General features: G+C 34.8%; 27 protein-coding genes and 3 tRNA genes. 14 read left to right on the forward strand and 16 right to left on the reverse strand.

Annotation, left to right across the window (positions count from 1 at the left end; translation table 11 throughout):
* Positions 1-20 precede the first annotated feature (20 nt).
* From RHAB15C_RS05350 to truA, 3 genes are all read left to right on the forward strand, one after another.
* Complete coding sequence (locus RHAB15C_RS05350) at positions 21-281, forward strand: SWIB/MDM2 domain-containing protein (protein WP_138106898.1); 261 nt, start codon at positions 21-23, stop codon at positions 279-281.
* Positions 282-344: 63 nt separating this feature from the next.
* On the forward strand, positions 345-1,016 hold the full coding sequence (gene ispD / locus RHAB15C_RS05355; RefSeq protein WP_194844774.1) for a 2-C-methyl-D-erythritol 4-phosphate cytidylyltransferase: 672 nt from the start codon (positions 345-347) through the stop codon (positions 1,014-1,016).
* Positions 1,016-1,807, forward strand: coding sequence for a tRNA pseudouridine(38-40) synthase TruA (gene truA, locus RHAB15C_RS05360; protein WP_194844773.1), 792 nt, complete (start codon positions 1,016-1,018; stop codon positions 1,805-1,807). Before ispD ends, truA begins: the two co-directional genes overlap by 1 nt.
* On the opposite strand, the gene RHAB15C_RS05365 is transcribed toward truA, so the two are convergent.
* The 4 genes from RHAB15C_RS05365 to RHAB15C_RS05380 form a co-directional block, all read right to left on the reverse strand.
* Entirely contained in the window at positions 1,802-3,325 is a 1,524-nt protein-coding gene (locus RHAB15C_RS05365; RefSeq protein ID WP_194844772.1) for a peptide ABC transporter substrate-binding protein, read from the reverse strand. The two genes, truA and RHAB15C_RS05365, sit on opposite strands and share 6 nt — an antisense overlap.
* A gap of 261 nt (positions 3,326-3,586) precedes the next feature.
* Positions 3,587-4,240: an HAD family hydrolase gene (locus RHAB15C_RS05370; protein ID WP_194844771.1), complete on the reverse strand. Its 654-nt coding sequence runs from the start codon at positions 4,238-4,240 to the stop codon at positions 3,587-3,589.
* 9 nt (positions 4,241-4,249) lie between these two features.
* Positions 4,250-4,332: transfer RNA gene (locus tag RHAB15C_RS05375), tRNA-Leu, on the reverse strand.
* A 48-nt stretch (positions 4,333-4,380) separates the two neighbouring features.
* Positions 4,381-7,209: an aconitate hydratase gene (locus RHAB15C_RS05380; protein WP_194844770.1), complete on the reverse strand. Its 2,829-nt coding sequence runs from the start codon at positions 7,207-7,209 to the stop codon at positions 4,381-4,383.
* A gap of 245 nt (positions 7,210-7,454) precedes the next feature.
* On the opposite strand from RHAB15C_RS05380, the gene RHAB15C_RS05385 reads away from it, so the two are divergent.
* Complete coding sequence (locus RHAB15C_RS05385; RefSeq protein ID WP_194844769.1) at positions 7,455-8,669, forward strand: class I SAM-dependent methyltransferase; 1,215 nt, start codon at positions 7,455-7,457, stop codon at positions 8,667-8,669.
* An 18-nt stretch (positions 8,670-8,687) separates the two neighbouring features.
* On the forward strand, positions 8,688-10,007 hold the full coding sequence (locus tag RHAB15C_RS05390; RefSeq protein WP_194844768.1) for a glycosyltransferase family protein: 1,320 nt from the start codon (positions 8,688-8,690) through the stop codon (positions 10,005-10,007).
* 96 nt (positions 10,008-10,103) lie between these two features.
* Here the strand turns inward: RHAB15C_RS05390 and RHAB15C_RS05395 are convergent, their stop codons facing one another.
* Genes RHAB15C_RS05395 through hpf form a run of 6 tightly spaced genes read right to left on the reverse strand, consistent with a single transcriptional unit; the run spans position 10,104 to position 15,958 of the window.
* Positions 10,104-10,898: a hypothetical protein gene (locus RHAB15C_RS05395; protein WP_194844767.1), complete on the reverse strand. Its 795-nt coding sequence runs from the start codon at positions 10,896-10,898 to the stop codon at positions 10,104-10,106.
* A 2-nt stretch (positions 10,899-10,900) separates the two neighbouring features.
* Positions 10,901-12,610, reverse strand: a complete 1,710-nt coding sequence (locus RHAB15C_RS05400) for a motility associated factor glycosyltransferase family protein (RefSeq protein ID WP_194844766.1) — start codon at positions 12,608-12,610, stop codon at positions 10,901-10,903.
* A gap of 28 nt (positions 12,611-12,638) precedes the next feature.
* Positions 12,639-13,412, reverse strand: a complete 774-nt coding sequence (locus tag RHAB15C_RS05405) for a toxin-antitoxin system YwqK family antitoxin (protein WP_194844765.1) — start codon at positions 13,410-13,412, stop codon at positions 12,639-12,641.
* A complete protein-coding gene (locus tag RHAB15C_RS05410; RefSeq protein WP_194844764.1) occupies positions 13,409-14,911 on the reverse strand; it encodes a motility associated factor glycosyltransferase family protein in 1,503 nt (500 codons plus the stop codon). Before RHAB15C_RS05410 ends, RHAB15C_RS05405 begins: the two co-directional genes overlap by 4 nt.
* Entirely contained in the window at positions 14,899-15,360 is a 462-nt protein-coding gene (locus RHAB15C_RS05415) for a type I restriction enzyme HsdR N-terminal domain-containing protein (RefSeq protein ID WP_194844763.1), read from the reverse strand. Before RHAB15C_RS05415 ends, RHAB15C_RS05410 begins: the two co-directional genes overlap by 13 nt.
* Positions 15,338-15,958, reverse strand: coding sequence for a ribosome hibernation-promoting factor, HPF/YfiA family (hpf, locus tag RHAB15C_RS05420; protein WP_194844762.1), 621 nt, complete (start codon positions 15,956-15,958; stop codon positions 15,338-15,340). The genes RHAB15C_RS05415 and hpf overlap by 23 nt, the downstream gene beginning before the upstream one ends.
* Positions 15,959-16,282: 324 nt before the next feature.
* Here hpf and RHAB15C_RS07360 point away from each other — a divergent pair, with 324 nt between their 5' ends.
* Entirely contained in the window at positions 16,283-16,759 is a 477-nt protein-coding gene (locus RHAB15C_RS07360; protein WP_281422348.1) for a Fic family protein, read from the forward strand.
* Positions 16,671-17,210 (forward strand): Fic family protein, encoded by a 540-nt coding sequence (locus RHAB15C_RS07480; protein ID WP_350339542.1) that lies wholly within the window; start codon positions 16,671-16,673, stop codon positions 17,208-17,210. Before RHAB15C_RS07360 ends, RHAB15C_RS07480 begins: the two co-directional genes overlap by 89 nt.
* Before the next feature lie 87 nt (positions 17,211-17,297).
* Here RHAB15C_RS07480 and RHAB15C_RS05430 read toward each other — a convergent pair.
* A tRNA-Arg gene (locus tag RHAB15C_RS05430) sits at positions 17,298-17,371 on the reverse strand.
* A gap of 95 nt (positions 17,372-17,466) precedes the next feature.
* Here RHAB15C_RS05430 and recO point away from each other — a divergent pair.
* Positions 17,467-18,138, forward strand: coding sequence for a DNA repair protein RecO (gene recO / locus RHAB15C_RS05435; RefSeq protein ID WP_194844761.1), 672 nt, complete (start codon positions 17,467-17,469; stop codon positions 18,136-18,138).
* 18 nt (positions 18,139-18,156) lie between these two features.
* A complete protein-coding gene (locus RHAB15C_RS05440) occupies positions 18,157-19,398 on the forward strand; it encodes an MFS transporter (RefSeq protein ID WP_194844760.1) in 1,242 nt (413 codons plus the stop codon).
* Between the two features lie 21 nt (positions 19,399-19,419).
* On the opposite strand, the gene RHAB15C_RS05445 is transcribed toward RHAB15C_RS05440, so the two are convergent.
* From RHAB15C_RS05445 to RHAB15C_RS05455, 3 genes are all read right to left on the reverse strand, one after another.
* Positions 19,420-20,280, reverse strand: a complete 861-nt coding sequence (locus RHAB15C_RS05445; RefSeq protein WP_194844759.1) for a nucleotidyl transferase AbiEii/AbiGii toxin family protein — start codon at positions 20,278-20,280, stop codon at positions 19,420-19,422.
* Entirely contained in the window at positions 20,277-20,906 is a 630-nt protein-coding gene (locus RHAB15C_RS05450) for a type IV toxin-antitoxin system AbiEi family antitoxin domain-containing protein (protein WP_194844758.1), read from the reverse strand. The genes RHAB15C_RS05445 and RHAB15C_RS05450 overlap by 4 nt, the downstream gene beginning before the upstream one ends.
* 120 nt (positions 20,907-21,026) lie before the next feature.
* Positions 21,027-21,109: transfer RNA gene (locus tag RHAB15C_RS05455), tRNA-Leu, on the reverse strand.
* Positions 21,110-21,214: 105 nt separating this feature from the next.
* Between RHAB15C_RS05455 and RHAB15C_RS05460 the strand changes: the two genes are divergently transcribed.
* Complete coding sequence (locus RHAB15C_RS05460) at positions 21,215-22,006, forward strand: RMD1 family protein (protein WP_194844757.1); 792 nt, start codon at positions 21,215-21,217, stop codon at positions 22,004-22,006.
* Here the strand turns inward: RHAB15C_RS05460 and RHAB15C_RS05465 are convergent.
* Entirely contained in the window at positions 21,947-23,083 is a 1,137-nt protein-coding gene (locus RHAB15C_RS05465) for a Rossmann-fold NAD(P)-binding domain-containing protein (protein WP_194844756.1), read from the reverse strand. The two genes, RHAB15C_RS05460 and RHAB15C_RS05465, sit on opposite strands and share 60 nt — an antisense overlap.
* Positions 23,084-23,174: 91 nt before the next feature.
* Between RHAB15C_RS05465 and RHAB15C_RS05470 the strand changes: the two genes are divergently transcribed.
* Genes RHAB15C_RS05470 through yidD form a run of 4 tightly spaced genes read left to right on the forward strand, consistent with a single transcriptional unit; the run spans position 23,175 to position 25,705 of the window.
* Positions 23,175-23,795, forward strand: a complete 621-nt coding sequence (locus RHAB15C_RS05470) for a hypothetical protein (RefSeq protein WP_194844755.1) — start codon at positions 23,175-23,177, stop codon at positions 23,793-23,795.
* The gene (locus tag RHAB15C_RS05475) at positions 23,788-24,540 is read left to right on the forward strand and encodes a hypothetical protein (protein ID WP_194844754.1); all 753 of its coding nucleotides are present in this window, start codon (positions 23,788-23,790) and stop codon (positions 24,538-24,540) included. The genes RHAB15C_RS05470 and RHAB15C_RS05475 overlap by 8 nt, the downstream gene beginning before the upstream one ends.
* On the forward strand, positions 24,537-25,502 hold the full coding sequence (locus RHAB15C_RS05480; RefSeq protein ID WP_194844753.1) for an FkbM family methyltransferase: 966 nt from the start codon (positions 24,537-24,539) through the stop codon (positions 25,500-25,502). Before RHAB15C_RS05475 ends, RHAB15C_RS05480 begins: the two co-directional genes overlap by 4 nt.
* The gene (gene yidD, locus RHAB15C_RS05485) at positions 25,496-25,705 is read left to right on the forward strand and encodes a membrane protein insertion efficiency factor YidD (protein ID WP_194844752.1); all 210 of its coding nucleotides are present in this window, start codon (positions 25,496-25,498) and stop codon (positions 25,703-25,705) included. The genes RHAB15C_RS05480 and yidD overlap by 7 nt, the downstream gene beginning before the upstream one ends.
* Here yidD and RHAB15C_RS05490 read toward each other — a convergent pair.
* Positions 25,702-26,856 carry a LysM peptidoglycan-binding domain-containing protein gene (locus RHAB15C_RS05490; protein WP_194844751.1) on the reverse strand — a complete coding sequence of 385 codons (1,155 nt, stop codon included), beginning with the start codon at positions 26,854-26,856 and terminating at the stop codon, positions 25,702-25,704. The two genes, yidD and RHAB15C_RS05490, sit on opposite strands and share 4 nt — an antisense overlap.
* Positions 26,857-26,935: the final 79 nt, after the last annotated feature.

Consider the following 26,935-nt stretch of genomic DNA (forward strand, 5'->3'; position numbering starts at 1 on the left):
ATTTCGATAAGGAGAAGTAAATGGCAAAAAAGAAAGAATCTAAATTTATGCAAGCACTGCAGATTAGTGATGAATTAGCTGCAGTTATTGGCAAAGGTCCGATGCCTCGGACTGAAGTGACAAAAAAATTGTGGGAATATATTAAAAAACACAAATGTCAAGATACCAAAAATAGACGCAATATTAATCCAGATGAAAAGCTTGCCAAAGTTTTTGGCGGTAAGAAATCCATTAATATGTTTGAAATGACAAAAATTGTAAGCAAACATCTTAAAAGTTAACTAAAAGATAAGCTCGAAAAAAGTGCATGTATTTGCGCTTTTTTTGGGCTTAATTTCAAAAATATGTCTCCTATTCATCTTATTTCAGCTATTTTGCTTGCCGGAGGAAAAGGCACAAGATTTAAAAGTACCATCCCCAAACAATTCTTAACCTTGGGCTCAAAACCACTGGTCTTACATAGCTTTGAGCTTTTAGCAAAGTCCGGTCTCATTACAGAAATCATTGTGGTTTGTGAGGAATTTTATCGACATTTATTTACTTCTAAGACTCACTTGAAAATTGGTTTTGCTAACCCAGGGTTTAGAAGACAAGATTCTGTAGCCAGTGGCTTAGCACAAATCACAAAAGGGTCTTTTGTCTGCATTCATGATGCGGCTCGTCCTTTCCTGCAATTAGAAGATTTAAAAAAAGTAATCGAACAAGCGCTGATTCATAAAGCTGCGGCTTTAGCTATGCCTGCTAAAAATACTATTAAAGAAATAGATTCCACTGGTTTTGTCAAACAAACCCTAAATCGGGAAATTCTTAGAGAAACTCTAACTCCACAGGTTATTGCACTAGATCTACTAAAGAAAGGCCTTCTTGAAGCAGAAAAAAAGAAAATAGATATTACAGATGATGTTTCTGCCGTAGAGTTAATGGGACATACTGTTAAACTAGTTTTAGGCAAATTTTCCAATATAAAAATTACTAATCCTGAAGATTTGCAATTAGCACAAAGCTTTCTAAAATAATGCGTAACTATAAATTATTTATTGCTTACGAGGGAACACGTTATTCAGGTTGGCAAATACAAAAAAATGGTATATCCATTCAAGCACTGATAGAAAAATATTTATCCATTATTTTGCGCAATTCTATCAAAATTGTAGGATCTGGCCGTACGGATGCAGGGGTACATGCAATAGAGCAAGTTGCACATTTTAAAACAACAATTCCTTTTGAGCTTTCTTGCCTACTTAAATCATTGAATGGCTTACTTCCACCTGATATCAGAGTATTGAATATTGAAGAGGTTCCGCTTGACTTCCATGCACGCTATAGTGCAACAGGCAAGGTATACCATTACTATTTATATGTAGGCTCTGTTAAGGATCCTTTTAATCGTTTCTATGCTTACAGAGTTCCTCATCTTGTACTTTTAAATACATTAATACAAGCAGCAAAGCTTTTTATAGGCACTCATGATTTTACTTCTTTTGCAAATGAAGCTACTACAGGCTCTGCTGCAAAAAATGCAGTCCGTAGCCTTAGACGCTTATCCATTCTGCAAGAAGAAGAATATATCCGCTTAGAGCTAGAAGCTAATGGTTTTTTATATAAAATGGTTCGTAATATCGTTGGTACATTGCTTGATATCTGTGCAGGAAAAATAGAGCTAGAAAAAATCCCCGCTATTTTTCAAGCAAAAGATCGAAGATTAGCAGGGCGCACTGCACCTGCGCACGGACTTATATTAGTTAAAGTGGATTATGAATCTATTAGTTTGAATCCGTCTTCTCCTTTTTTATTAAAAAAACTATAAACCCTGATCCTCAAAAGACATGGGTAAAAGCAGTCTATCTCCAAATAAAGGCACTTTGTATTTTAGGTCGGGATTGATAATATATATATAATCTTCGTGATACAAAGGAATAACTGGCATTTCATTTAAGAAAATTCTTTCCGCTTGCTCTAGAATTTGAGCTCTTGCATCTGATTGCTCATAAAAAGACTTATCTAATAAACGGATATATTCTTGGTTTTCCCAATTGGAATAATTTTTAATATAATCTCTATATTTAAACCCTTCTAAAATACTCATAGGATCATTATATAGAGCATCTCTGCGCATAAAACACATGTGATAATCTCCTTTAATCAGTTTATCCATGGTAGTTTTCGATTCTAAATATTCTGTTTTTATCAAAACACCTAAGGCATTTAACCACTGTTGTTGGATTGTTTGTATCAGTTCACTAACTCCAAATGTCCGGGAATAATAATAGAGAATCACGGGATCAAAAATCTCTTTACTTACCCCTAGTTCAACCATTGCTTCTTCTAATAAAATTTTTGCTCGAACCATATCGTTATCTTTAAAGAAAGACCGATGGCGGTTTTCTTTTAAACAAGGGGGAATGAGATTTGTTGCCGCTAGACTAGCCTGATAAGCACTACTAATATAATCAGCCAAAATACTTTTTTTAACACCTTTTCCAGATGATCCGATCAGTTCTTGACGATCAATCGCAAGGCCAAAGGCCTTGCGGATTTTAGAGTGATTAAAAGGAAACTTCTCTGTATTAAGGGTAATCAATAAAGTAGAAGCCCTTGGTTTTCGAGAAATTGTCCATCTTTTTTCTAAACTAGGAACTGCATCTAAAGGGATAGAAGTTAAAGAATCACCAATCACATCAATCGCACCTTTTTCGAACATCTGTAGTGTGATTTGATCATTCCCAATCACATTGAAAATAATTTTTTTAGGTCGTAAATCTTGTGTTTTTCGATAATAAGGATTACTTATAGCAATGATTTGGTTTTCATGATCCCATTTTTCTAGTAAATAAGGACCATTACACAAGAAGTTAAGGCCTGCATGATCAGCCCAATTGAAATCCCGTCGATCATTTTTGATATTTACAGGAAAAAAAGAAGAACAAGCAAGCAGTTCAAAAAGATAAGGAGTGGGTTTATCTAAAGTGATCTTAAGGGTTTTTGCATCTATTGCCTTGATACCTACCTCATCAAGAGGAATAAGGCCTTGTTTTGCAGCATCTGCATTTTTAATAGGAGAAAATAGCTTTGATTGCAACGAGGGAAATTTAGGATCTAGAATATCCTTCCAAGATTGCTCAAAATCATAAGCTGTTACAGGAGTGTTATCTGACCAAACAGTATCTCTTAAGAAAAACGTAATCTGCAGATTATCTTCGGATAATTCATAGGATTCTGCTTGAGCAAGCTTAATGGAACCATCTGGATAGAGCTTTACAAGCCCTTCAAAAAATAGAAAATGCATCTGAGAAGAATATCGTTCTCCTCCTTTGCGAGGGTCCATTGTTTTTGGTTCCGCTTTAATATTTAAACGGAGTACTTGAACTGTTTTAATTTGATTCGAGCTTTTAACAAATATAAAAAAAAAGGTGCCAAAGATAATGATTATGAGGAAAAAGGTTCTTTCCATAGAAAATAGCCTTGAGCCAACAATTCAAAAAAAGAAGAGTACTGCATTATACTATTAATTGCAAACCACAAATCTGCAATTTAATTTTCAATTAAGATAAGACTAAAAATGTCTTTTTAAAAAGAGTTTAAGTGTTTAAACAATACGATCGATTCTATCTAAATAAACAAATCCTTTGATTTCTTCTGGGCATGTAGGAGTTACAAGAACCGCTTCTACTTTAGCTGCTTGCAATGCATGAATACCTTTTAGTGTGTCTTCAAACCCAATGATTTTCTCTTTTTTACCTAATTGTTCTATTGCTTGTAAATAACCATCAGGAGCTGGTTTAGCTAATTGATAATCCTCGCGTGTTATCCAAAGAGGGATGACGTTTAAAATAGAAAGAGTTTTACGAATAGACTCTACTTGAGAGAGTGTAGAATTTGTTACAACTGCAGATAACGTATTACTCGTAGCTAATGCTTGTAAAAGAGCATGAACTCCTGGCATAAGCTTTAAAATAGTAGTTTTTAATAGATTTTGATAAATTTCTTTTTTTTCTTGATACAGCATCTCTTTTGATTTTTTTTTTAATAAAGAGGGAAACTCTCTATGAAAAGCTTTCCAAATCCCAAATGCACTTGAATGCGCTTCTTTGCAGAAACGAATAAAATCCCAATTTAGATAAATCTCATTCTTAGAACACATTTCCTTATAGGCAAGAAAATGCAAGGGCTCTGTGTCTACAAGCAGACCATCAAAGTCAAAGAGAATGATATCATAGGAGGAAAGAAACTTCTTAAACATATTTATTAATACCGATGACTGGACTCGAACCAGCACTTTATTTCTAAAAGTAGATTTTGAGTCTACCGCGTCTACCATTCCGCCACATCGGCATATAGATGCGATAGTATAGAGAAAATTGCAGATAAATACAAGAGCTCTTAAGTTAAAATCTGCCTAAGTACATAGGGCAAAATCCCTCCTTGCAAATAATAATCCACTTCAATTGCAGAATCAATCCTAACCAATAAAGATATTTCTTGAGTGAAACCATCTTCTCGATTAATCTTTAAAATAACTTTTTGATGTGGTTTACATTCTTTTTCTAAACCAATTAGATCAAAAGTTTCTGCACCACTAATCTGAAGACTTTCCCAACTAGCATTTTCTTGAAACTGCAAAGGAAGGACTCCCATGCCTACTAAGTTGCTACGATGTATGCGCTCAAAACTACGCGCTACTACAGCACGCACACCAAGCAATGCTGTTCCTTTGGCTGCCCAGTCACGAGAACTACCCATCCCATAATCACTACCAGCAAAGACGATCAAAGGGACTTTACGCTCCGCATATTTCTGACATGCTTCAAAAATCTGCATTTCTTTTCCTTCGGGCATGAGCTTAGTAAAACCACCCTCTTTTCCTGTGAGCATCTGATTACGAATACGCACATTAGCAAATGTACCTCTCATCATAATATGGTGATTTCCTCTTCTACTACCATAACTATTAAAATCTGTCTCGTTAACGCCATGCTCAATCAAATACTTACCAGCAGCAGAACTGGCTCTAAAAGCACCAGCTGGAGAGATGTGATCCGTAGTGATAGAATCACCAAACAAAGCAAGTGGTCTCATACCGGTGAGATTTGGTCGAACAGGTAACTTTTTGGAAAAATGCTCAAAAAAAGGAGGACACTGAATATATGTGCTTTTTTTATCCCATGCGTATTGAGCTCCTATCTTTCTCTCTATTTTTTTCCAAAAAGGATTATCCTCTAGAATATACTTATAGCGCTTTATGAACATCTCAGGTTGCATGGCTTGAAAAATAGTTTCTTCGATCTCTTTTGCAGAAGGCCAGATATCAGCTAAAAAAACAGGATTCCCCGATAAATCATAGCCCAATGGATCCTTCTCAAAATCAATATACATATTCCCTGCTAGAGCGTAGGCTACTACAAGAGGAGGTGACATCAAAAAATTAGCTTTGACCGATCCGTGAATCCGCGCTTCGAAATTACGATTACCACTCAATACACTAGCTACTATTAAATCATATTGCTTAATCGCGTTTTCAATTTTTTCATCCAAAGGACCACTATTACCAATACAGGTTGTGCAACCATAAGCAACTAAATTAAAACCCAACACATCTAAATACTTTTGCAATCCTGCTTTTTGCAAATAATCGGTAACCACACGTGATCCAGGGGCTAAACTCGTCTTAATAGAGCGATTGACTTGCAGTCCTTTTTCTACGGCTTTTTTAGCTATGAGTCCCGCTCCAATCATTACGGAAGGATTGCTGGTATTCGTACAACTAGTAATGGCAGCAATCACGACTGATCCATGCTTTAAATGGATATCTCGCGAAGAATGCTGCGTGTATCCTGGATTAATGACGCTATAATTTAAAGGGCGATTGGTTACCATTTCGGTTTCACTCCAAGTGGTAGAGCTTTCTTTGACTAAGCAAGGAGTTCCTCCCATAATATGCGGTTCATATAAATGAAAATTTCCATCTGAATGGGTTGCAATAGCAATCTTTTGATTCTCTTTTTTTTTACCATAACCTCCTTCTGAGATAGGAGCTAAAAACAAATGATTAAATCGCTTCTTTACTTGTTCTAAATCAATCCGATCTTGAGGACGCTTAGGACCTGCAACACAGGGCTTAATATTAGCTAAATCCAATTTAATGATACGTGTGTAATCAATTTGATCGAAAAGAGGCACTCCATACATTTCTTGAGCTTGTAGATATTGTTTAATCCTTTCTATCTCTTCTTTAGTACGCCCTGTCATCTGTAAATAATCCATTGTCTGGTCATCTGTAGGAAAGAAACCAATGGTTGCTCCATATTCAGGTGCCATATTTCCAATTGTGGCACGATCTGCAAGAGTTAAGCTAGCAGCTCCTTCTCCAAAAAACTCAATAAACTTACCCACTACCTTTTCACTACGCAATAGCTCTGTAATTCTCAAAGTCAAATCAGTCGCTGTTGCTCGGTCTAATAATTTGCCGGATAAATACACTCCAATTACCTCAGGAGCTTGTAAGAAATAAGGCTGTCCTAACATAGCAGCTTCTGCTTCAATTCCTCCCACTCCCCAACCAAGCACTCCTAATCCATTCACCATTGTGGTATGCGAATCAGTTCCTACAACGGTATCAAAATATAATAGCTTATCTTTTTCGGTTACGATAGTAGCTAGATGTTCTAAATTAATTTGATGGACAATACCAATTCCAGGAGGAATGATTTTAACTGTTTTAAAAGCCTGCTCTCCCCAGCTTAAGAATTCATATCTTTCTTGATTGCGTTGAAATTCGATTTCCAAGTTAAACAAAAATGCATCTGGTGTTCCTGATCTATCTACTTGCACAGAATGATCTATTACTAATTCTACAGGAACAATAGGTTCAATTTTTTTAGGATCTAATCCTTGTTTAGCCATTGCATCGCGCATAGCAGCTAAGTCAACAAGCAATGGAACACCGGTAAAATCCTGTAATAAAACACGTGCTACTACAAAAGGAATATCGTATTCCAATGGTTCTTTATTCCAATGAGCCAGATGTTCAACATCTTCTTTTCTAATACGCCTGCCATCACAATTGCGTAAGATAGATTCTAACATAATCCGAATGCAGATCGGCAATCTGGATAAATCAACCCCTAACTGCTTTGCTAATTTAGGCAAAGAGTAATACTTGTATTCCGTGCCTTCTAGAGATGTGAGTGTATGTAAAAAAGAGCTCTGCATATATTTCTCCGCATCGATGTTAGTTTTTCTTTTTAAGCCAACTGCATTTCCAGCGCAAGAAGATTTATGTTGAGAATCCTTACTTTAAATATACTGTCAAAGAAATCTCCCAGGTAGCTAAATTAAAATAATTTATTGAAAACGAAATAACCCTATGATATAGATCTAAACGATTTAGTTATCTTCTTGCACGTGTGACGTTGGTTGTTAACCTTAAGTTTGTCATAAAAAACAAGGCGGAATCTATGGAATTGAAAGAAAGAAGCTCTTGTAGAATATCTCAAGGGCCTCTTATTGATGTTTTTGATCTTGGTAAGCTCCCCCTATCCTGTTTTCCTCTTCCATCAGACCCTTCGCCAGAAGATCATCCTGTTTTACTTTCATTAAATGAACAATCTGGGCTAGTTCAACTTAGACATACAGTGAGCCCAGATGAAATGTATAACCAATATTGGTATATGTCAGGCATGAATGCATCCATGAAGCAAGCGCTTAAATCTATAGTAGATGAAGCGATTAAACGCTCTCGAATCTCCTTAGAAAAAGGAGATATTGTAGTTGACATTGCATCTAATGATGGCACCCTTCTCAGCTTCTATCCTCCCTATTTATTCAGAGTAGGAATTGATCCAGCCAAAAACATTAAGCCAGAAAACTGTGATTTGCACATCAATACCTATTTTAATGCTAATGATTACGTCCATTATTTGGGAAATAAAAAAGCAAAAATTATCACAAGCATTGCTGTTTTTTACGACCTTGAAGATCCTATACAATTTGCTAAAGATGCAAGTTCAATACTTGATGAGAACGGTTTATGGATTATTGAACTAAGCTATCTTCCTACTATGCTAGAGAGAAACTCTTTTGATACGATCTGCGCAGAGCATTTAGAATATTATTCTATGACTTCTATCGAATATGTGTTGTCTGCAGCAGATATGGAAGTAGAAGACGTTTCATTAAATGATGTAAATGGAGGAAGTTTTAGGCTGTATATTCGACATAAGGGCAAGGCAAATATAACCAATGCAGTAAAAGAGATACGCGCATATGAAAAGACTCATGATTTTACTAAGGCTTCTATTTATTTCGCTTTTGCCTCTAGGGTAGAGAATAATAAAAATGAGATGCTCTCATTTCTTAAAGAGCAAAAAAACAAAGGCAAAAAAGTTATCGGATATGGAGCATCTACTAAAGGTAATACTATCCTTGCATACTATGGTATAGGGCCTGAGTTACTGCCATTTATAGCAGAGCGCAACCCTATTAAATGGGGGAGGCAAGCTGTAACAAGGATCCCTATTATTTCGGAAGAAGAAGCTAGAGCTATGAATCCTGATTATCTACTTGCATTCCCCTACCATTTCATGAAAGAGTTTCTTGAAAGAGAAACTGACTTTCTCAAAAAAGGAGGAAAGTTCATTTCTCCTGTTCCTAAACTAACCGTTATTCCTTAAAAAAGACAAATAAGAAAAATGATCGACTATACCATACAAAACCACAAACCAAATTTGGCCATCGTTTCCTCTCACAACATCAATTGTGCACTTGCTCATTATGCGGATGCATTGAAAGATTTTTTATATCTGATCTTTAATGTTGAAATCATAGATTTAAAAACTAATCAGCTCCTAAAACAAGAAGGTGAAAATTATCAGAAAATGAGTGAAATCCACATTGATCAACTATGTGCAAGGTTGCAGGAATTTGATATAGTGAATGTACACCTTGAACTGGGTCTTTACGGAACTTCAACAGAGGCAATCATGTCTCGCATTTTAAAAATCTGCCAAGCTTCAGGACGTTTGATTCTTACCATGCATACAATTGATTATAAAGGAGTTCACACTGGGCATTGTCATGTATATCAACAGATCATGCAAGCTTTAAAGCAAAGACCTTCTAGCAATCCTTTTCATTTAATCACTCATTTACCCCAAGAAAGTACGCTTATAAAAAAAATGTATGCCATCAATAATGTGACTGATTTTCCGTTGCTTTTCTTAACTAACGAAAGGAGAAGAAAATTCCAACAAAGCCGTAATCCAAATGTATGGAAAAAACAATTCGGATTTAAAGAAGAAGATATCACAATTGGGATGTTTGGTTTATTAAGTGCACATAAAAACTACCTTCACGCTTTACGTACCTTAAACCTTCTTCCAGATCATTATAAATTACTGATCGTTGGGGAAGCTCATCATATGAATGCTAAAGAGTGGCAAATAGATCCCGTGGTTCAAGAAATGGTCTCTTATTTAGATAATCATCCCGACTTAGTGGATAGAGTCGTTTTTACAGGATATCGCGATGATGCAAAGTATTTTGAAGACTTAGCAAATATCGATTTTGTGCTTCTTCCGTCTTTTGAAGTGGGACAGAGTGGTTCATCAGTACTTTCAACTGCTCTTGAATTATCTTGCGCCATTCTTAAAAGCAACACCTCAAATACATTAGGCTATAAGGCGTACTTCTCTAAATGCTTTGAAACATTTGATATTGGAAATTATTACGAAACAAGACACAAAATATTGAATTTTGATAGAACAAAACTGTCAAATCTCAACAAGAAGTTAGAATCATTTTCAGAAGTTCAAGTACGACAAATTTATATGGATATCTATGAATTGATGAAAGAGACTAATCCCATTCAACTATCTTGGCAACCCCTTAAATCGCTTTCTATAAACACTCTTCCAATCCGTTCCCTACCAGTAAGGCTTCTTAGAGTTGTGCCTAAACCGGTTAAATCCCTATTGAAAAAACTCAGAGATGTGACAAAGACTATATCATGAAAGATGCCAGACATTAGAGTAAAACCAATTTTAGAATAACTACGATTCCCTATGATAAAAGAGCTATCTTGTTAGAAATAGCTTCTACAAAGAATATTAATAACGCCTAAATCCTTTAAAAGCTTTAGACCAACTGTAAATGACCCTTTCTTTTGCTTCTTTATCATAACGAACTTGGATACAGATATAAGGATATTCATGCTGATTATCGTAATCACGTCCTTCTTTTCTTTGATAGAGTTGAATCAAAATCTCTTTATTATACCATGCAGGCACAGATACATCTAAATGGTGATAAGATCTTTCAAACTCTAGATACTCTTGAGTATAGGAATTTTCCTGATAATATTGTTGCAAAATAGTAATGATTTTCTCTGGGTGCTCTTGTATTCCTTCTACATAAAAGTCTACTTCTGCACCGATCATGTGTTTAGAAGTGGAATTCAAGCTATCAGCATAGGTATTGTGAGCAGGACAGCGATGTCCACAGGTAATGATCACTTTAGAACGGGTTTTTTCTTGTACAAAGTTCAAAAGATCGATCAAAATAGGATAGATAAACTCTTTGCCTTGATGCACTGGAAGAGAATGTGTGTGACATCCGCCACAATCAAAGTAGGTTTGATTCTCTTCACTTCGCGGAGGATTAAATCCTGAACCTTTACAACGAAAATACTCTTTAGTAATTTTAGTCTGCTGCCCTATATATCCATTTTCCCAAGGATAAGGCTCTCTTATTCTATGTTTGGGAGTATTGATCTGATAATGATATTCATCATGGTTGCGGTGAATAAATTCGCCCTTAACGTTCAGTCTACGTAGTTTTTTCTGCTCTGATTGCTCCATACCAGAGCACCCTATCAAAAGTAGTAAGAGAATAACTTGTTTCATCTTCACCCTATAAGGTTTTGCCCAACTACATATTCTAAAATCTCTTTCCAGCTAGTATATTTTTCTAAAAAATGTTTAAGCATTTCTTTATCACTTTTCTTTCGTTTTTCGCAAGGATCTAATAGACGATCAAGCGTTGAATCTAAAAAAGGAAATAAAGCATTTAGGGCAAGTTCTTCTTCAAAATCAAATTCTAAGAGAATCATTTTAGCAGTGGGTACACTAGCGTCCTGTATAAAAGCTTCATGAGTTATTTTTAGCATACGTAACACCATCTCTTGTAAGTGCAAAATGCTTGAACAGAGTTTTTTCTTTTCAGATGCAATGGTTTTGCTAAAACGAGGATCTAATTGATAGAGTTGCATTTTTTGATGAATAGCAGCATGTAAGTCAATGGGTTTCCAATCCATAGAAACCTCTTCTAACGAAGAGTTTTCTATATCTTTAAACCCAAGACCACTTGTCGCATTGATAAATCGGCAATTTGTATGTTTTTTAGCAAAAGAAGCAATGCATTCTGATTCCATTACCCATTTTATCGTAGTATAAACAAGTTCATTTTTCATATTTTTTCGGCGTAAAAGCTTTTCTGAGGCTTGTGTATTCTCTTCCAGTTTTTTAGGATCGACAGCAGAATGAGATACCACTTTTTCTGCATATCTTTGCATACCTGTATAAGATAGATCTACCCCGACAAAAACAATGGGATTACAGCCCATTTCTACAGCAAAAGCTAAGCTAAGAGTTGTCACAGATAAAGCCTCCATGCCTAGGTCAGGACCTACTGCTTGATGGTCTATTCCAAGCAGATTTTCAAAATGTTTTTCACAAGAGCCTCCTGTATCAGAAACAAGATACCCCATCTGCCCATTACACGTATTCCAAATATCTGGATGCACTCTGGTTGCATAAATGAGCGGTGTTTCATACGCAGATGCCATTTTTAATCTTTCAAATTCTTCAAAATTAGGATCAGCTGCTATATTTAGATGTGGAGCTATGCCTTGATTACTCAAAGCAGTAATGGCCGATCCTCCTGCCAGAATCAGTGCGCGATCATGCAAATTCTTCAAGGGCTCTATTGCATCTAATAAAGAAGGACCTGCTCCACAAATAATCGCAGGAACATCTACAAACTGCCCTTGAAATCGATTAGCTAAAAAAGAATGAGGCCATCTAGATACATTCCTCATGAGATTTGCTAACATGTGATGAGACTTTAGAATCTCTGTTGTACTTGCGTGTACAACAGTTGTAATCCTTAAGAGTTGTAAATACAACTGTTCAAATTGAGGTTTTCTACGATAAGAATTGGTTGCTTGGATAAAAATATGTTCTACTGGATAGTTGGATACAATTTCTTCTAATTTTTTTGCATAAGGCTCTTCTACATAGGACAGAAACATTTGACTATCTTGAAGGATTTGCTTACTGTAAGTAAAAGATAAAAAACTCTCTATTGCATGAATTGAATCCTCTAAAAAAACCACCCTCCTTGTCTTTTCTTCCAAAACCCACTTTTTTAAACTAGGATAAGCACTAGACCCACCAATTCCATAAATATATAAAACCTCAACATCTCTAAATTCTGGAATGAATTCCTCTTCAGATAAAGTTTCACAAGAGCTGGAGAAATTCAATAAAAAACTAAGATCCGGATACCTTTCACTTAAAAGATCTAAAGAACTATTTCCAACAAAGCTTTTTCCCATCCCACATCCCCTCTTTTGAAGTAGTCGTTTATGCATTGTGGTAGGTTTTTTCTATGTAATTGCTATCAGATGTATAAATTCCTTCTAGTATTAACTGCCCTTTCTGATTCCAACGTTTACGATCGTAACGCTTTGGTGTATGGAAAACTTTTTCTTCACGCAAAATTTGATTACAGAAAAAATGACGATGCACTCCTATGGATTCTCCTTTTTCATAACAACCTTCATCTATAAGTACCTGTTCCTCATTCCAAAGCCGATCCCAACCATGTTTTTGTCCATTTTGATAATCAATGGATCTTTTTAGTAAACCCGATTCCCAAAAAAGACGTACCTGCCCATCTAATTGATGCAAGCAATAAGGAATAAGACTTTTGATACTACCTGTTTCATAGAAATACTCCTGTAAACCTTCGGGTTTTCCGTCTATAAACCTTTGTATACTCGCTGGTTTTTGAGAAGAGTAAAAATAACGCGTCTTTCCTGTTTTTTTACCCAAATAGTACCAACTTTTTGTGAGAATTTGCCCTTGAGGGCTAAAAAAAGTAGAGGGCCCATGCAAAAGACCTTGGTCATAAAACAAAATGGCTTGGCAGGTTCTATCTTCAAAAAACCAACGACACTCCCCTTGTTGCTTCCCTTCATGGATCAAATAAGCCTGGGTAGTTGTTAAAACCAGATTTGGTGATTCAAGAGATTGAGGAAGATAAGGACAGAAATGTTCATGTTGAACATCCAATCCCAATTCTTCATCATATATAATTAGTTTCTCTTGAGTGAACACATAGTTCTCTTTTATCATATTTTTACACTCTTGAAAGTAGATAAATGGATTTCAACTGCTTTTTTAAAAAATAAATGCTGATGTAAAACTCTTGTGGGAATATGCTCTTCTTGCCTCAAAATAGGCCATTTCCAAATTTCCCAAAGGGGCAGTAAAAGCTTCTGTACACAAATATTTTGTGCTAAATCAGACTCTAATAGAGCAAGTTCTCCTGTTTCCAAAATAGAATGAGGGTAATGCTTTTCCCATAGCTTTAGCAATTGATTGCATAGATTAAGTGCTTCTGTAAAGCTATTACTCAATTTATGTAAAACAGCTCGTACGCTTTCTTGGGTAATTTCAGATCTAGCTGCTCGATCTGTGAGTGCGTAACTAAAAGAAGCGGTATCAAAAGCGCTTGGCAATGAAATTTGTTCTAAAGGAAGGTATTTGACATGTGCTAAAGACATTGCTTCCTGATCAGTATATATCCATTCGATCACTTTATTTTTTTCAGCAAATTGATCTAACCAAGAAGCGCTTGCTAACCAATCTGGTTTTGAGATTCTCTTTTCTTTCTTTGCATTGATACACTCCACCCAATTTCCCTGGTCTGCTTGCATACTTGCTGCGTATACTTGATGTTTTGGAGAACAAAAGTCCATACCCACACAGATAATAGGATTACACCCTAAATGGGCTGCGATCAATGCGCAAAAATTAGCTGATGTAAACCCGCTATCCATTAATGGATAACCGAGACCTAATTCTTGATAGATCCATTTTTCTAAAGGATAATTATCTGAATCGGATATCCAGAGTTTTTGACCATGTAAAGAAGCAAGCTGTCTAGAGGAGATCCTAGACTGATAAAAATAGGGTGTTTCATAGCCTGTTTGTGCTAAATATCGACTAGGAGGAGGATCTGGGTCAAAAGCAACCCCAAAGTGAGGATAAATCCCTTGTGTCTCTAAAGCACACATAGCAGAACCTGCACCAAATAACAAGGCTCTTTCTTGCGTTTGAGCAAGCATGGGTATTTGTCTATCTAATGATGGGCCTGCTCCGCAAATGATTGCAGGTATATTTTGACAACAATTTTCTAAAGATTCTCCCAGAAGAGATACTGGTATTTGATCTATATTTTGTAATAGATTAGCTATAACAACCTCTCCTAAGTCACGGAAATCAGAAATCAAAAGATGCACTTGGACATGCATCTCTTTGAGCATTTGAGAGAAAGTACGCTCTTCTTCATCTATAGCTACTTGAGTCAAACGTAAAAGACAAAACTCCCAGATAATTCTGGAACATAAACTAGCATTGGAATCCCAATAATACAATCTAATCCGTGGATCTTGCAATTGAGCTTTAGCTTGCAAGAAAGCCTGCAAGTTTTTTTCAATACAAATTAAAAATCTTTTGGGATTTTCTAAAAGCCATTTATCTAAACGAGGAAGTAAATGTAAATCAAATATAGACAAAACATCCGTATCATAAGATTCTAAACGATCCAAACTATTTACTATTTGCAACATGCAATTAAATCCTGATAGGAAGGCAAGCCTTCTTTTAAGACTATTTCATTTGAAGCTATATCTAAATATTTAAGCAAAATACCCTCTTGATTTGCTACAGCGACAAAAGGAGCTTTCACCCAATAATTATACCCATTTACCTGGCTTAAAGCCTGTTTTGTTCCTCCACTTTTCTTACATTCAATTAGCAATAAAGGCAGAAGTTGATCATGCATAGGAAAATAGCATAAAATATCCAGACGCCTTTTTGGCACATGCTTTCCTTGAAGATGAGGCAGTTCACTAAGCGCCTTTTCTATGACGATACATTCTTTAGGGAAAAAGAGTTCTTCAATTAGAACCTTTAATAGTTTTTGCCTGATTTTTTCTTCAGGCGTTGCGCGAATAGCAACGCCACGCATTTTATCAATAAGCCAAGGTTTATTATTATTCGGGTCGGATGAGACCATAATGACCGTCCTTACGACGATAAAGAACTTTTAATTTACGATCTTCTTCTGAGCGAAAAATCAAAAACTGATCTTGAGAGAGATCTATTTTCATAAGAGCCTCTTCTGTATTAAGTGTTTTAAGAGGCTTCACTTTTGTATCAATAATCATGGGAGGCAAAAGATCTTGCATTTCTCTTTCTCGGTTTTCCTCTTCTATTTCTGCATTAATTTGATCTATTTCAGATTTTTTAAAGATATCTACTGCCATATCTACTGTTGTAGACACTTTTTGATAATAATCTTGAATTCTGTCTTTATAACGACAGATTAAAGTATGCAATCGATTAATTGCTTGATCAATGGAAACATACATATCTGTACTTGTAGCTTGTGCTTTAATCTTAAGATGATCAAGTTTGACCATTAATACACAGGCATGTTCAACCTTATGAACTTCTAATGTAACATGTAGATGCAAGATGTGATTATGCAAACGTTCAATCTTGGAGAGTTTATTCCAAATGTGGTTCTTTATCGAATCGGTTACTTGAACTTGACGCCCGATAATATCAATACGGTAACCAAGATCTTGATCAAATTTATTTTTGTCGTTCATAATACCTCTTATGCTGTTAAACCGATTGCATTTCGATTATATCCCTATTAAGCCAAAATGATCAATATTCATGAGGTTTGTTGTTCAAAGATCTTTTTCGTTTGAAATTAACAAATATATAAACAGAAGATTTCTTCTTGCAAGAATAAATCTTGAGGATGGTTGATTTTTATGACATACTTTAAACAAAAAAACATCATAAAATCTATGCAATTTTCCCCAAAATTCACTATCACTTTTTCCATAGCAAATGCTTTAACCTCTATTGAGCGCACCCGTGGTTTTCTATAAGCCGCCACGCTTTCAGAAGACTGGATAGCTAAAATGCAGGCTAGAGCTCTTATTCTCGAAGCTCACCATACTACTCATATCGAAGGCACTCATTTAAGCTTAGATCAAGCTGAAAAACTACTTTCTGGAAAAAAACTATCCAGAGTAGATGCTGAAGATGTAAGAGAATTATTAATTTATAAAAAATATTTTGATTTTGTATCTGATTATCTGACCTCTCAAAAACCTATTACTGAAGGTTTAATCCGAGAAATCCATAAAAAACTAGTCGATAAAGTTCGAGGAAACAATGCCCAACCAGGTCAATATAGAAAGATCCAAAACTATGTAGCGAATGCAAAAACTAAAGAAATTATTTATACTCCACCACTAGCCTATGAAGTCCCTTGTCTTATGGCTCAACTAGTGGATTGGATACAAAATGAGCAAACAATTCCCCCCTGTTCTTGTGTCTGGCATTGTACAATTTCAATTAGTTCATATCCACCCTTTTCTAGATGGCAATGGTAGAACGGCCCGACTTTTGTCTACTTTGTGTCTTTATAAATTCGGATATGATTTTAAAAAACTTTTTACAATAAGCGAATATTACGACCGAAATCGAGCTAATTATTATAAGGCCATTCAGTCTGTTAGAGACAAGAATATGGATATGACTGTTTGGCTAGAATATTTTTCCAAGGCTCTAGAAACTCAAATGCAGGAAATTCAACTTAAAGGCACTCATGCTATAAAGTTGGATATTCTGGTAGCAAAATATAAACTTTCCAAAAGACAAAAACAGATATTACAACAATTACTGGAAACAAATGAAGACTTTACTATTCAACAATATGAATCATTTTACCCGGACATAAATAGACGGACTCTACAAAGAGATCTTTCCGATCTAGTAGGGAAAAGGCTGATTTCCCAAATGGGAAAGAAAAAAGTCACCTATTATCGAATAAATCTAGATTAATTTTTTCTGCGACATTTCTGCGACATTTTTTGACTTTTTTGTCGCATAACCTTTTCAAACCTTTAACCTTTAAATTTTTAAAAAAATCGCACCGAACAGGACTTGAACCTGTAACCACCCGGTTCGAAGCCGGGTACTCTATCCGATTGAGCTATCGGTGCTAAACTTTGAAAATCTTAGATAGGTTACTTTCTTAAAGGTAAAAAAACAATCTCCATCTTCTTTTCAAAGAGAGAATAAACTATGCTTACATTCTATGGAATATGAAAAGACAGAAGGAATTGTTTTACGCTCTCTACCTTATCAAGATAAGAATCGGATCGTCACGGTTTTTACTAATTGCTATGGAGTTCTGCAATTTATCATTAAAGGAATCTCGGTTAAAAGAACGGATAAATTGGCATTAAGCTCTCCTCTTTGCCAAGGTGAATACCTTTTTTATCGTGGTAAAAGCAGTCTCATGCATTTTGTAGATGGATCAGTTTTAAGCGAACATCTACAATTGCGTACAAAAATGCAACACATCCAAGCAGCAGCAAGCCTAATACAAATCATATTAACTTCCCAAGTACCTCACAAACCAGCTCCTAAAGTCTATCAATTTTTCTATAAATGCTTGAGAGCTATTCCCTATTTTGAGGATACAACTATCTTAATCAATAGCTTTTGTATAAAATTGCTCAAGCAGGAAGGGTTGCTTGTTCTGCAACCTTTTTGTAGTCAATGTGAAAAAGAAGCAATGGCACTTCATTATGGAGAGAGTTTTTGCAGCTTTCATGCGCCAAAACTTTGTTTTAGGTTTTCACAAGAGCAATGGGATACCTTATTGACATTAGCTTATGCAACCACCTTTTCTCAAATTCAAAACCTTGATCTATCAGAAGACTTGAATGAAAAAATCAATCAGATCTTTCAAGAAAATACTTGAAACATTTATTTTAAAATTATGAAAACCTCCTTTCCGATTTTTTTACTCTATTTTATCGATAATTTTAGCTTAGCACTTGTTATTCCCGTTTTATCCTCTGTTATTCTTGGCTCTCAATCCCATCTAATCACCTCTAGTTTATTTTGGAAAAATATCAGCCTTGCTACCTTAGGGACAGTTTTTCCTTTAGCTTTGCTTTTTGGTGCACCTTTAATAGGAGTCATCTCAGATACAATTGGAAGAAAGAAATCGTTTTGTATTACCATTACTGGAATGGTTTTAGGTAACTTGCTCGTTGCCTTTGCTTTTTATATTTCCCATTTTATTTTATTGGTTCTAGGACGGTTAATATCTGGCTTTTTTTCAGGGAATACCAGTTTATGCTTGACCACAATCTCTGATTTAAACCCCGATCATACGAAGCGTTCCAAATATTTTGGCTATCTAACCGGTATAGGAGGATTTGGTTGGTTATGCGCTATGTTTGCTGGAGGAGTTCTAGCCAATCGTAAATTTGATCCTCATTTCTTCCCTTCGCTGCCTTTTATGATAGCAGCCCTTATGGGCGTCGCTAATTTAATAGCCTTACTTTATCTATTTGAAGAAACACATCATCCGAAAAAAAAGAAAATCAAATGGAAGTTCACTGAGGGACCGAAAAAACTGACCCGGGTTTTTCGCATTTCTAAATTGCGTTTTTTACTTCTCGTCCAATCTTTATTTTTATTAAGTTGGATGTTGATTTTTCAATCTTTTTCTTCTTATTCTTTTTTAGAATTTAATTCCCCTCCGACCTGGATCGCTTTATGTTTTTTAGGACTTAGCTGGATTCTAGGAAGCTCTTTAATTAATCGTCTTTTAATCAAATGGATTTCTTTAGCTAATATTCCCTGCTATGGTTTATTTGCTTTAAGTTTGCTATTTTGCATAGCTTCTTTTACTCACAAGTTTGTATCTTTGTCTGTTTTTGATTGTATAGCAGCCTTTATTGCCTCTTTTACAGCAGCGAATATATTTAACCTAATCTCCTTTTCCGCTTCACCACGTATTCAAGGAGAAATTATGGGAGTGAGTCAAGCTGTTATTGCAATGGTTCAAATTGCAGCTCCAATAGTCATCGGGCTTTTTTTTCTACATTACGCTCTCATCTATTTGACTGCTTCAGGCATTGCTTTAGTTGCCTTTTTACTTTTGCTGTTTCATAAGCCTTCTTTGCAATCTAAAATCGATGAAACTCAAACTGAAAAAAGTTTAAATTAACAAAGGTAAAGTTATCTAAATTCACATAGAAACCCATTCTATTTTTTCCATTTGTTTTTGAAAAAATTCGGCATTCCAATTCTCGACAAATTTTCTATCTTTTGGCCTAAGAAAATTTTCTACATCACGTTGTGCTGCTTTCCAATTCACAACCGAAATTTTTTTTTCAAATTCTTTGTGAAACCATCTTTTACTGAAGGATATGTCTTTTTTTTTATACGGACCAGCTTGATAAAGAGCATTTTTTAGTAGAAGACTATTGACTGGGATTTTTTTTAAAAGGTACCATAGAAAGTCAAACCAATCTCGTCCTTTTTCATATTTTCTACACAATAAGGCATGACATTTACTTGCAAATAAGCTTGGCAAATCTTGTATCAGAATAGAAAAAGGATAGGGATAAGCTAAAAGAGCATTCTCAAAGCCAGAGCCTTTAGGAGGAAGTGTATCGATTTCTAATTTAATAATAATTTTTTGTTCATCAGATGGCAATCTGTCGTAAGTTAACTCAAGAATACGAGCAAAGGAATCTTCCTTTAAAAACGCTGTCCTTATAGCCCCTTTAGCATCAGATCGATCTTTAATTTCTAGGATTACACCTAAAGATTTAAATTCTAACTCAATGACTTTTAAATAAGGTTCCCATTGGAACGTTTCATATTGAGTTAAAAGTACAAAATCAAGACCTTCTGAAAACCTCTGTAATTGATGAACAATTCTTAAGGCCGTCCCTCCTTGAAAAGCCGCTAATTTGAAAAAATCACTTCTTGCTAAAGCCGATAATGCAATTTCTTGATAGATTTCTTTCAGCGCATTGAGCCCTTCTCTCTTAGAATGCAGCGTATAACTTTTCAGCTTTTCTTGAATAATTGTGATTGTCATGGGCCTAAATTCTTTTGTAAAACATAAAGCGCTTTTTTTACTCTAGGAGTCGGATAGTTTTCAATAAGACCTGCTAATAATTCTTTATCAGAATTTTTAAAGCTTTCTGGTTCTATACGAAGATCTTCGGAAAGATCCTCAATTGATGGCCAGATTCTTTTTCTTGCGTATATCATATCAGCTAAAGCCTTTACAGGCGCTGCAATAAATAAAGTTATTCCGTTTTGTGGATGTTGTTCAACTCCAAAAGGAAATGCTTCAATAGGAATATGCTCATAGGAAAAAACTCCAATCGGCGTTTCGAACTCTTTAGCTCTTTTAACCGATGCACAAGTTGTCGTTCTAACAGCTTCTGGTATCCACCCATGATAACTTAAAGCAGATTCGAAGCTAATATAAGAAGGGCCATAGATAACGGTAGCAATCTCAAAAGAATCTACAAGAGGCTGCCTTGAATTCTTGATCACATAAAAATCTCTTCGAATGGGAATAAGATAATTTTCTTTGATAGCTCTTTTAATAATTGCATAGCGAGAATTTGAAGATTTATTCAAAATATGATGTAAATCAGTTCCAGAAATATACGGTCTTGGCCAGTTCAGCAAAATCTCAAAAAATTTTTTCATTACAAAACCATGAAGTTAACTGTCAAAAAATGACAGCTCCTTACAAATTTTTTAAAACATTTAAACAAAAAGAATTCGAAAATTTTAATTTAGAAACGGATAGAATTAGTTTTAAAATCATGCGAGAGGGGGGACTCGAACCCCCACGAGAAAACCCACTACCACCTCAAGGTAGCGCGTCTACCAAATTCCGCCACCCCCGCGCAACATTTTTAAGAAAAGATCTTAATGGTTTTGTTAAAATCAATTCAAGTAAAATTGCTCTTGCTCTATTCTTAGATTTAACCTTAGCCGATATGAAAAAACTTATGCGTTGTACCTGTTACTGCACAGCTTCTTCTTATGATATCCCTCGTTTATTCCAATACCTACAGAGGATGGGCATCTGCCAACTATTTCGCGATGTAATTCACCTCCAACTTCAAGAAGATAAACAGGAAAAAAAGGATGTTTTTTGCTTTTCTTATGGAGTAGTTGTTTGCTGGGGGTTTAGTGAAGAGGAAGAAAAAGAGATTCTAGACTCTCTAAAAACCTTTGAAAAAGACCCTGGTAAATTAGAACTAGATGAGTTCACCTATGTCTATGGAGATAATTTCAAGATCGAAGAAGACGAAATTATGCTACAAAATCAAAATGATTTAACCAAACTAGCTGTATCACACGGATTAGCTCAATCGGTTAAATTAATTATTTTTGAAGATCTTGTACAAAAAAATATTGAACGCACAAAACACCTTCCTAGCGATTTAGCTCAAAAAGGTAAAATTCCTCTTTCTCGTAAAGAGATCTATCAGAAAATGGGTTATATATTCATTGAGCGTAATTTTATTAATTTACATAGCGAAAGTCTTGATACTCCAGAATTCTTTTGGGACTATCCCGAACTAGAACCCTTTTATAGACGTACTTCTCATTATCTTGATATTAATAAACGTGTTGAGGTTCTCAATAAAAAACTCAACGTTATGCATGAACTCTTTCAAATCTTATCTAATGAGATTAATCATCAACATAGCTCTCGTTTGGAATGGACAATCATCTTACTTATTTTTATCGAAGTAACTTTGGCTATTCTGCATGATCTCTTCCATGTTATTTAATTTTTGCATGGTTAGATATTTGCTAATGATTTCTCTTTGCACATCCATACTGAGAGGAAGTATTTCTAAAGAGTCCTTTGGCATCTCGTAAGCCTGTAAAATAGCAGCCAGAAGCAAAGCTCTCGTAAACTGGATTTTTTCAGGAGCAACACTATTTCTACCTCCATCAAAATTAACAGGAAATCCACAATTCAAAAGAATGCATCGTTCTCCTTCAATATTATCATGGCAACTCTTTATATTTTTGCATCTTCTTCTAATATGCACCGCATCAAATTCTCGATCTGAAGAAGAAGCACTGACTAATATACACCCTTCTTTTAAATATTTATATTTACTAAAAGATATACTTGTTTCTCCAGTGCATCCAATAATTATGTCCGCTGCTTGCAAATGATTTTCTAAATCGATACCTCCTTTTTTATCATAAACTTGTACTTCGTAAGTATTTTTTAAAGCCATATAGATAGAAGACCCAACCGCACCTCCTCCCATAATAAGAATCTTCTCGAAAGATTTTAAACGTTTAAGAATTTTTTCTATTACAATATCTGCAATCATGGGAGACTCATAAATCAATTTTGCTTGGCTTCTAGCTACATTAATTACAGGAAATGGAAGAGAGGTAATTTTGATTTTTTCATACCCAGAAGTTGTTTGCTCAATCCCAATAATATTTTTATATTTTTTAAAAAATTTCATAGACAATGTTAAAAGTTGTCCCCCATCATCTATAATGATAATTGTATTAAATACTGAAAAGTCAACCCTAGATAGAACATCTTTCAAAAATTGCACTAAAATATCACAAAACTGATCATCAAAAGTTAAATGGCTTTCAAAAGAGAAACTCAAAAGAGAGACTTGAATTCCCTCCCGACACATTTCTTGCCATACAGAACGACTACTAGAATAGCATTTTCCAATAAGGAAAATATTTTTAGGATTCAGTCCAAAGTCATAGAGAGATTGAAGCATCGTATGCGTAGTTTCTAGAATATGTTGACATCCAATCAGAAGAACATTACTTAGGGAAACTGGAGTATGGAAGGATTTTACATGTTCTAAAAGAGACATTTTTTTTAAAAAACATTTTGTTTTAAGAAATATATTGTATTAACTTAAAGCAGATAGGATAAACTAAAATTTTTAAAAAGGAAAGTGCCAAATGCATCGGATCACTTCCGAGTACAGGCTTGAAGTATATGCTCAATTAGAAGAGCACATAGAAGGAATACAACACTTCGATGTTTTACAATGCATCTTAAGAAAGATGAGCATAACTCTTTTAATGGGAACTTTTGCTGCTATTGGTTTTCTGCTATCTATTAATCCTCCTATATTACCATTTAGCTCCATTGCCATTTCCATATTCATTTGTGTATTTTCATTTTTGATGAATACAATTATCTCAGCTATTGATTTGATTTTTATAGAAAGACTACTCATGAGTGCTTTTATTGATGCTCTACGTCTTGAAAAAGAAAATCCATGGTTTTTCCCTATACATTTTCACATGATTAATTCTTCTAGAGAGCATCATGGACGTTTACAAAAAAAATTACAGTTTTACATTGGGTATAGCAAGGATTTACTTTTTCTATTATTCGTCTGCATTTCTTTCCTACTTGGAGTCGACAATTGGAGATGGATAATGTTTCTTCTTACCCCTATTACCATACTATGTATTTGGGGTTATGGAAAGCTATTAAAGACATTGGCAGTAAAATCAGAAAAAAGATTGTATAGAAACTTTGAAAAAGAACTAGGAAAGCTAGATCATGGATGAAAATATAACCCCTTCTGAGTCTTCAGAAAGCTCAAAATTTATAGTTGATCCATTAAATGGATCTGAAAGGTCCATCAATTATGGCTTATATTCCAAAGCTTTTTCTTACACTAAACATTATAATATCTTAAAAATAAGATATAAAATTGCATTACTAGGATGGGTATTAGCAACATTTGTTGCTTTCAGTTATGTTTTATCAGGAAAAGAGGTGGGAGCTCCTATTGATAGGATGATCTCTATTGCACTTGTTGCTATTTTTTCATCAAGAGGTGTTCTATTAATCATGCTACTTGATGCAGAAATTTACCATCGTTTATTAAATGCTTCCTTTTTAGCCAATTTAGAAATGGAAATCAAAGGCATAAGTAAATCAAGAATGCATAAGAATATGATGAAATTACTGCTCCCGGAAGCTAATCCAAAATCACGTAAAGAATATGAAAAGTCATTAACTCCATTAGCTCTTAAATTCGAAAGATTCATTTGCTGGATTTTCACAGGTGAAAAAGGAAATGGGCTAGACCCTGTATTCTACGATAGTCTTTTTTATTGCGGTAGCTGTTTTTGCCTTTGGGTGATCGCAGGAATTTCTATTTCTACCTATTTTTACTATCACTACTATACAATTGCCGCTATTGCTTGTGGAATATTAACCCCCATTATTTCTTTTTCTATTTGTATCCATCTCATTAAAAGGGTACTAGAGTCTGGGATAAGTAAATTTAAAAAAGGAAAAGGATGAGTAAAAATCCAATAGAAGAACTTGTTAGTGCCTATAAAGAAAAAAAGATAGTCAAGTATGATTATATAGGTCAAATGCAGTCTTTTAACAAAACACTTTTCTATCTTTCCAAAAGATTAAAAAATACTGATATTCATAAAATTGAAATACAGGATGATTTACTGCTATTTACAACTAGAAAAGATCATATAAAATTAGTATTCAACGGCTTAGATAGAAGAGGTGTTCCTTTTGATATATTAAACTTTGATTGCTATGAAAAAGAAGATGAAGAAGTTCTCTTCAGTCTACTTAAGAAAAATGCTGTTATTCTGGATATAGGGGCAAACATTGGTTGGTACTCTTTACTGTTTTCTAAAAGGCTTCCCCAATCAAAGATATATGCTTTTGAACCCATACAAGATACCTATAAAAACCTAGTTACAAATATCAACTTGAATAAAAGCGATAATATCTTTTCTTTTAATATAGGTTTATCAGAAAAAAAAGGCTCTTTAACATATTATTATTTTCCTGAAGGATCCGTTCTTGCTTCAGAGAAAAACCTGATCAATTGTTCTAAAGCAAAACCAATAACTTGCCAAGTGGACACTTTAGATACATTTGCATCTGCCCAAAAATTAAATCGATTAGACTTCATAAAATGCGATGTAGAAGGGGCTGAGTTTTCTGTAATAAAAGGAGGTCTTGGCTTAATTAAGAAATTTTTACCTATATTATTTGTCGAGCTATTTGAAAGATGGACTCTTCAATTTAATTACCATCCCAATCATGTAATTTATTTTTTAAAAACATTAGGATATAAGTGTTTTTTGGCTAACGAAGATAGATTAGAGATCTGTCCTGTTTATAAAGAGACCGAAGAAGAAAGGTTGAATTTTTTCTTTTTACATTCTCTAAAACATAGAGATTTAATAAATACACTATCTGAAAAACTATCCACTGCTAATTCCTTATGCTAAAAAAAATTCCCCTTCTATGCATCCGCTTATATCAGCTCACCATTAGCCCTCTTCTAGGTAATTGTTGTCGTTTTTTCCCTAGCTGTTCTGATTACGCAATAGAAGCCATCCATGCTCATGGATATAAAGCATTATGGTTGATTGTAAAACGTATAGTAAAATGCCATCCTTGGCATCCTGGAGGCAACGATCCTGTTCCTTAGTGAATAGGAATTTGTAAACAACGACCTGGGCGAATTTTATCGGTTTCCAATTGATTGCTCTGCATAATTTCTTTAATGCTCACTTTATGTGCCCGTGCGATTTTCCATAAGTTATCCCCTGCTTGTACTTTATATGTTTTGTAAAGAGGTTTTTTTATCTCTGATTTTTCTATTTTTTTTGCCGGAATTTGCGAATAACCCAATGTCTGTGCTGCTAGTTGCCATACAACATCTGTACGCGGAGATGCAAGTAGTCCCTTCGATAAATTTTTTAATAGATAAGAAGAGTCATTAAATAAATCAAAAAAAAGTAAAATATGCCGATCTTCTAACTGTTGTAGACAAAATTCCGGACTGCTCTCCAATAGTAAAAGAGCTGCTGTTTTAGATCTTTTCTCCAAATAAGTCACTAAAAATGAGCGGCATCTTTCCATGGATAGATCTAAGGCAACTCTTTGAGATAAACTAAAGTTTGTAAGATCGATCCATTCCCCTTCGCAAAGCAGATCAATTACTTGTTTTGTTGAGCAAGAAATCCCTGTTTTAGAAAAAAGCATATAAACACTGTGGTATTCTGAGGTAAGAGAGAAAGCATTAATTAAGGAAGAGTGATAGGGTGGAATAGATCGTTTTAGCTCATAGAATAGACCTTGAGAGGTAAAGGGCCATTTCTCCGTTTTTGCAAAATGAACAATTGCTTGAAATTGATAGTCGGCTAGTCCTGGAAAAACAGGCACTTCTATAACCTCCGATCCTTTCTCTTGACTTAAGAGAATCGATCTCTTTTGTAAAGAGATGCCTCCTAGAGCCTTATCTAAATTAAAATGATGAAAAGCAACAAGACAAGAAAGAGCAAGATCTCTTTTTTTAATACCTTGTTCCACAAAATCTTTATTTTCTAAGCAGATAAGGAGTTGCTGATAAGGTAAAACGGAATAGGAACGTAGGACCTCTAAATTACTAGTAGATGACAATTTTGCCTCAAGAGTCAATGGTTTTAATTCAATAGATAAAGAATCATTTTTATCCTTAATCACAAAGTAAAAAAAAGTACCTAACAGACTAACGTTCAATGTCCCACTAATAATTAAAGCTTGGGTAAGCCTCTTTGTACGAGCAATCCAAGAACTATTTTCAGAAGTAGCACACATTATTTCTTGTTCCGAGATATTCAAATTTGGTATAAGATCTACAGCTTAATACTAATTTGTCTTTTTGTTTTATGAAAGT

The sequence above is a fragment of the Candidatus Rhabdochlamydia porcellionis genome (assembly GCF_015356815.2).
In the GTDB taxonomy this organism is placed as follows: domain Bacteria; phylum Chlamydiota; class Chlamydiia; order Chlamydiales; family Rhabdochlamydiaceae; genus Rhabdochlamydia; species Rhabdochlamydia porcellionis.

Excerpts from the sequence above, each read along its gene's own strand:
- RHAB15C_RS05350 (WP_138106898.1), top strand. The coding sequence starts at position 21 with ATGGCAAAAAAGAAAGAATCTAAATTTATGCAAGCACTGCAGATTAGT.
- ispD (WP_194844774.1), top strand. The coding sequence starts at position 345 with ATGTCTCCTATTCATCTTATTTCAGCTATTTTGCTTGCCGGAGGAAAA.
- truA (WP_194844773.1), top strand. The coding sequence starts at position 1,016 with ATGCGTAACTATAAATTATTTATTGCTTACGAGGGAACACGTTATTCA.
- RHAB15C_RS05365 (WP_194844772.1), bottom strand. The coding sequence starts at position 3,325 with ATGGACCCTCGCAAAGGAGGAGAACGATATTCTTCTCAGATGCATTTT.
- RHAB15C_RS05370 (WP_194844771.1), bottom strand. The coding sequence starts at position 4,240 with ATGTTTAAGAAGTTTCTTTCCTCCTATGATATCATTCTCTTTGACTTT.
- RHAB15C_RS05380 (WP_194844770.1), bottom strand. The coding sequence starts at position 7,209 with ATGCAGAGCTCTTTTTTACATACACTCACATCTCTAGAAGGCACGGAA.
- RHAB15C_RS05385 (WP_194844769.1), top strand. The coding sequence starts at position 7,455 with ATGGAATTGAAAGAAAGAAGCTCTTGTAGAATATCTCAAGGGCCTCTT.
- RHAB15C_RS05390 (WP_194844768.1), top strand. The coding sequence starts at position 8,688 with ATGATCGACTATACCATACAAAACCACAAACCAAATTTGGCCATCGTT.
- RHAB15C_RS05395 (WP_194844767.1), bottom strand. The coding sequence starts at position 10,898 with ATGAAACAAGTTATTCTCTTACTACTTTTGATAGGGTGCTCTGGTATG.
- RHAB15C_RS05400 (WP_194844766.1), bottom strand. The coding sequence starts at position 12,610 with ATGGGAAAAAGCTTTGTTGGAAATAGTTCTTTAGATCTTTTAAGTGAA.
- RHAB15C_RS05405 (WP_194844765.1), bottom strand. The coding sequence starts at position 13,412 with ATGATAAAAGAGAACTATGTGTTCACTCAAGAGAAACTAATTATATAT.
- RHAB15C_RS05410 (WP_194844764.1), bottom strand. The coding sequence starts at position 14,911 with ATGTTGCAAATAGTAAATAGTTTGGATCGTTTAGAATCTTATGATACG.
- RHAB15C_RS05415 (WP_194844763.1), bottom strand. The coding sequence starts at position 15,360 with ATGGTCTCATCCGACCCGAATAATAATAAACCTTGGCTTATTGATAAA.
- hpf (WP_194844762.1), bottom strand. The coding sequence starts at position 15,958 with ATGAACGACAAAAATAAATTTGATCAAGATCTTGGTTACCGTATTGAT.
- RHAB15C_RS07360 (WP_281422348.1), top strand. The coding sequence starts at position 16,283 with ATGCAGGCTAGAGCTCTTATTCTCGAAGCTCACCATACTACTCATATC.
- RHAB15C_RS07480 (WP_350339542.1), top strand. The coding sequence starts at position 16,671 with ATGAGCAAACAATTCCCCCCTGTTCTTGTGTCTGGCATTGTACAATTT.
- recO (WP_194844761.1), top strand. The coding sequence starts at position 17,467 with ATGGAATATGAAAAGACAGAAGGAATTGTTTTACGCTCTCTACCTTAT.
- RHAB15C_RS05440 (WP_194844760.1), top strand. The coding sequence starts at position 18,157 with ATGAAAACCTCCTTTCCGATTTTTTTACTCTATTTTATCGATAATTTT.
- RHAB15C_RS05445 (WP_194844759.1), bottom strand. The coding sequence starts at position 20,280 with ATGACAATCACAATTATTCAAGAAAAGCTGAAAAGTTATACGCTGCAT.
- RHAB15C_RS05450 (WP_194844758.1), bottom strand. The coding sequence starts at position 20,906 with ATGAAAAAATTTTTTGAGATTTTGCTGAACTGGCCAAGACCGTATATT.
- RHAB15C_RS05460 (WP_194844757.1), top strand. The coding sequence starts at position 21,215 with ATGCGTTGTACCTGTTACTGCACAGCTTCTTCTTATGATATCCCTCGT.
- RHAB15C_RS05465 (WP_194844756.1), bottom strand. The coding sequence starts at position 23,083 with ATGTCTCTTTTAGAACATGTAAAATCCTTCCATACTCCAGTTTCCCTA.
- RHAB15C_RS05470 (WP_194844755.1), top strand. The coding sequence starts at position 23,175 with ATGCATCGGATCACTTCCGAGTACAGGCTTGAAGTATATGCTCAATTA.
- RHAB15C_RS05475 (WP_194844754.1), top strand. The coding sequence starts at position 23,788 with ATGGATGAAAATATAACCCCTTCTGAGTCTTCAGAAAGCTCAAAATTT.
- RHAB15C_RS05480 (WP_194844753.1), top strand. The coding sequence starts at position 24,537 with ATGAGTAAAAATCCAATAGAAGAACTTGTTAGTGCCTATAAAGAAAAA.
- yidD (WP_194844752.1), top strand. The coding sequence starts at position 25,496 with ATGCTAAAAAAAATTCCCCTTCTATGCATCCGCTTATATCAGCTCACC.
- RHAB15C_RS05490 (WP_194844751.1), bottom strand. The coding sequence starts at position 26,856 with ATGTGTGCTACTTCTGAAAATAGTTCTTGGATTGCTCGTACAAAGAGG.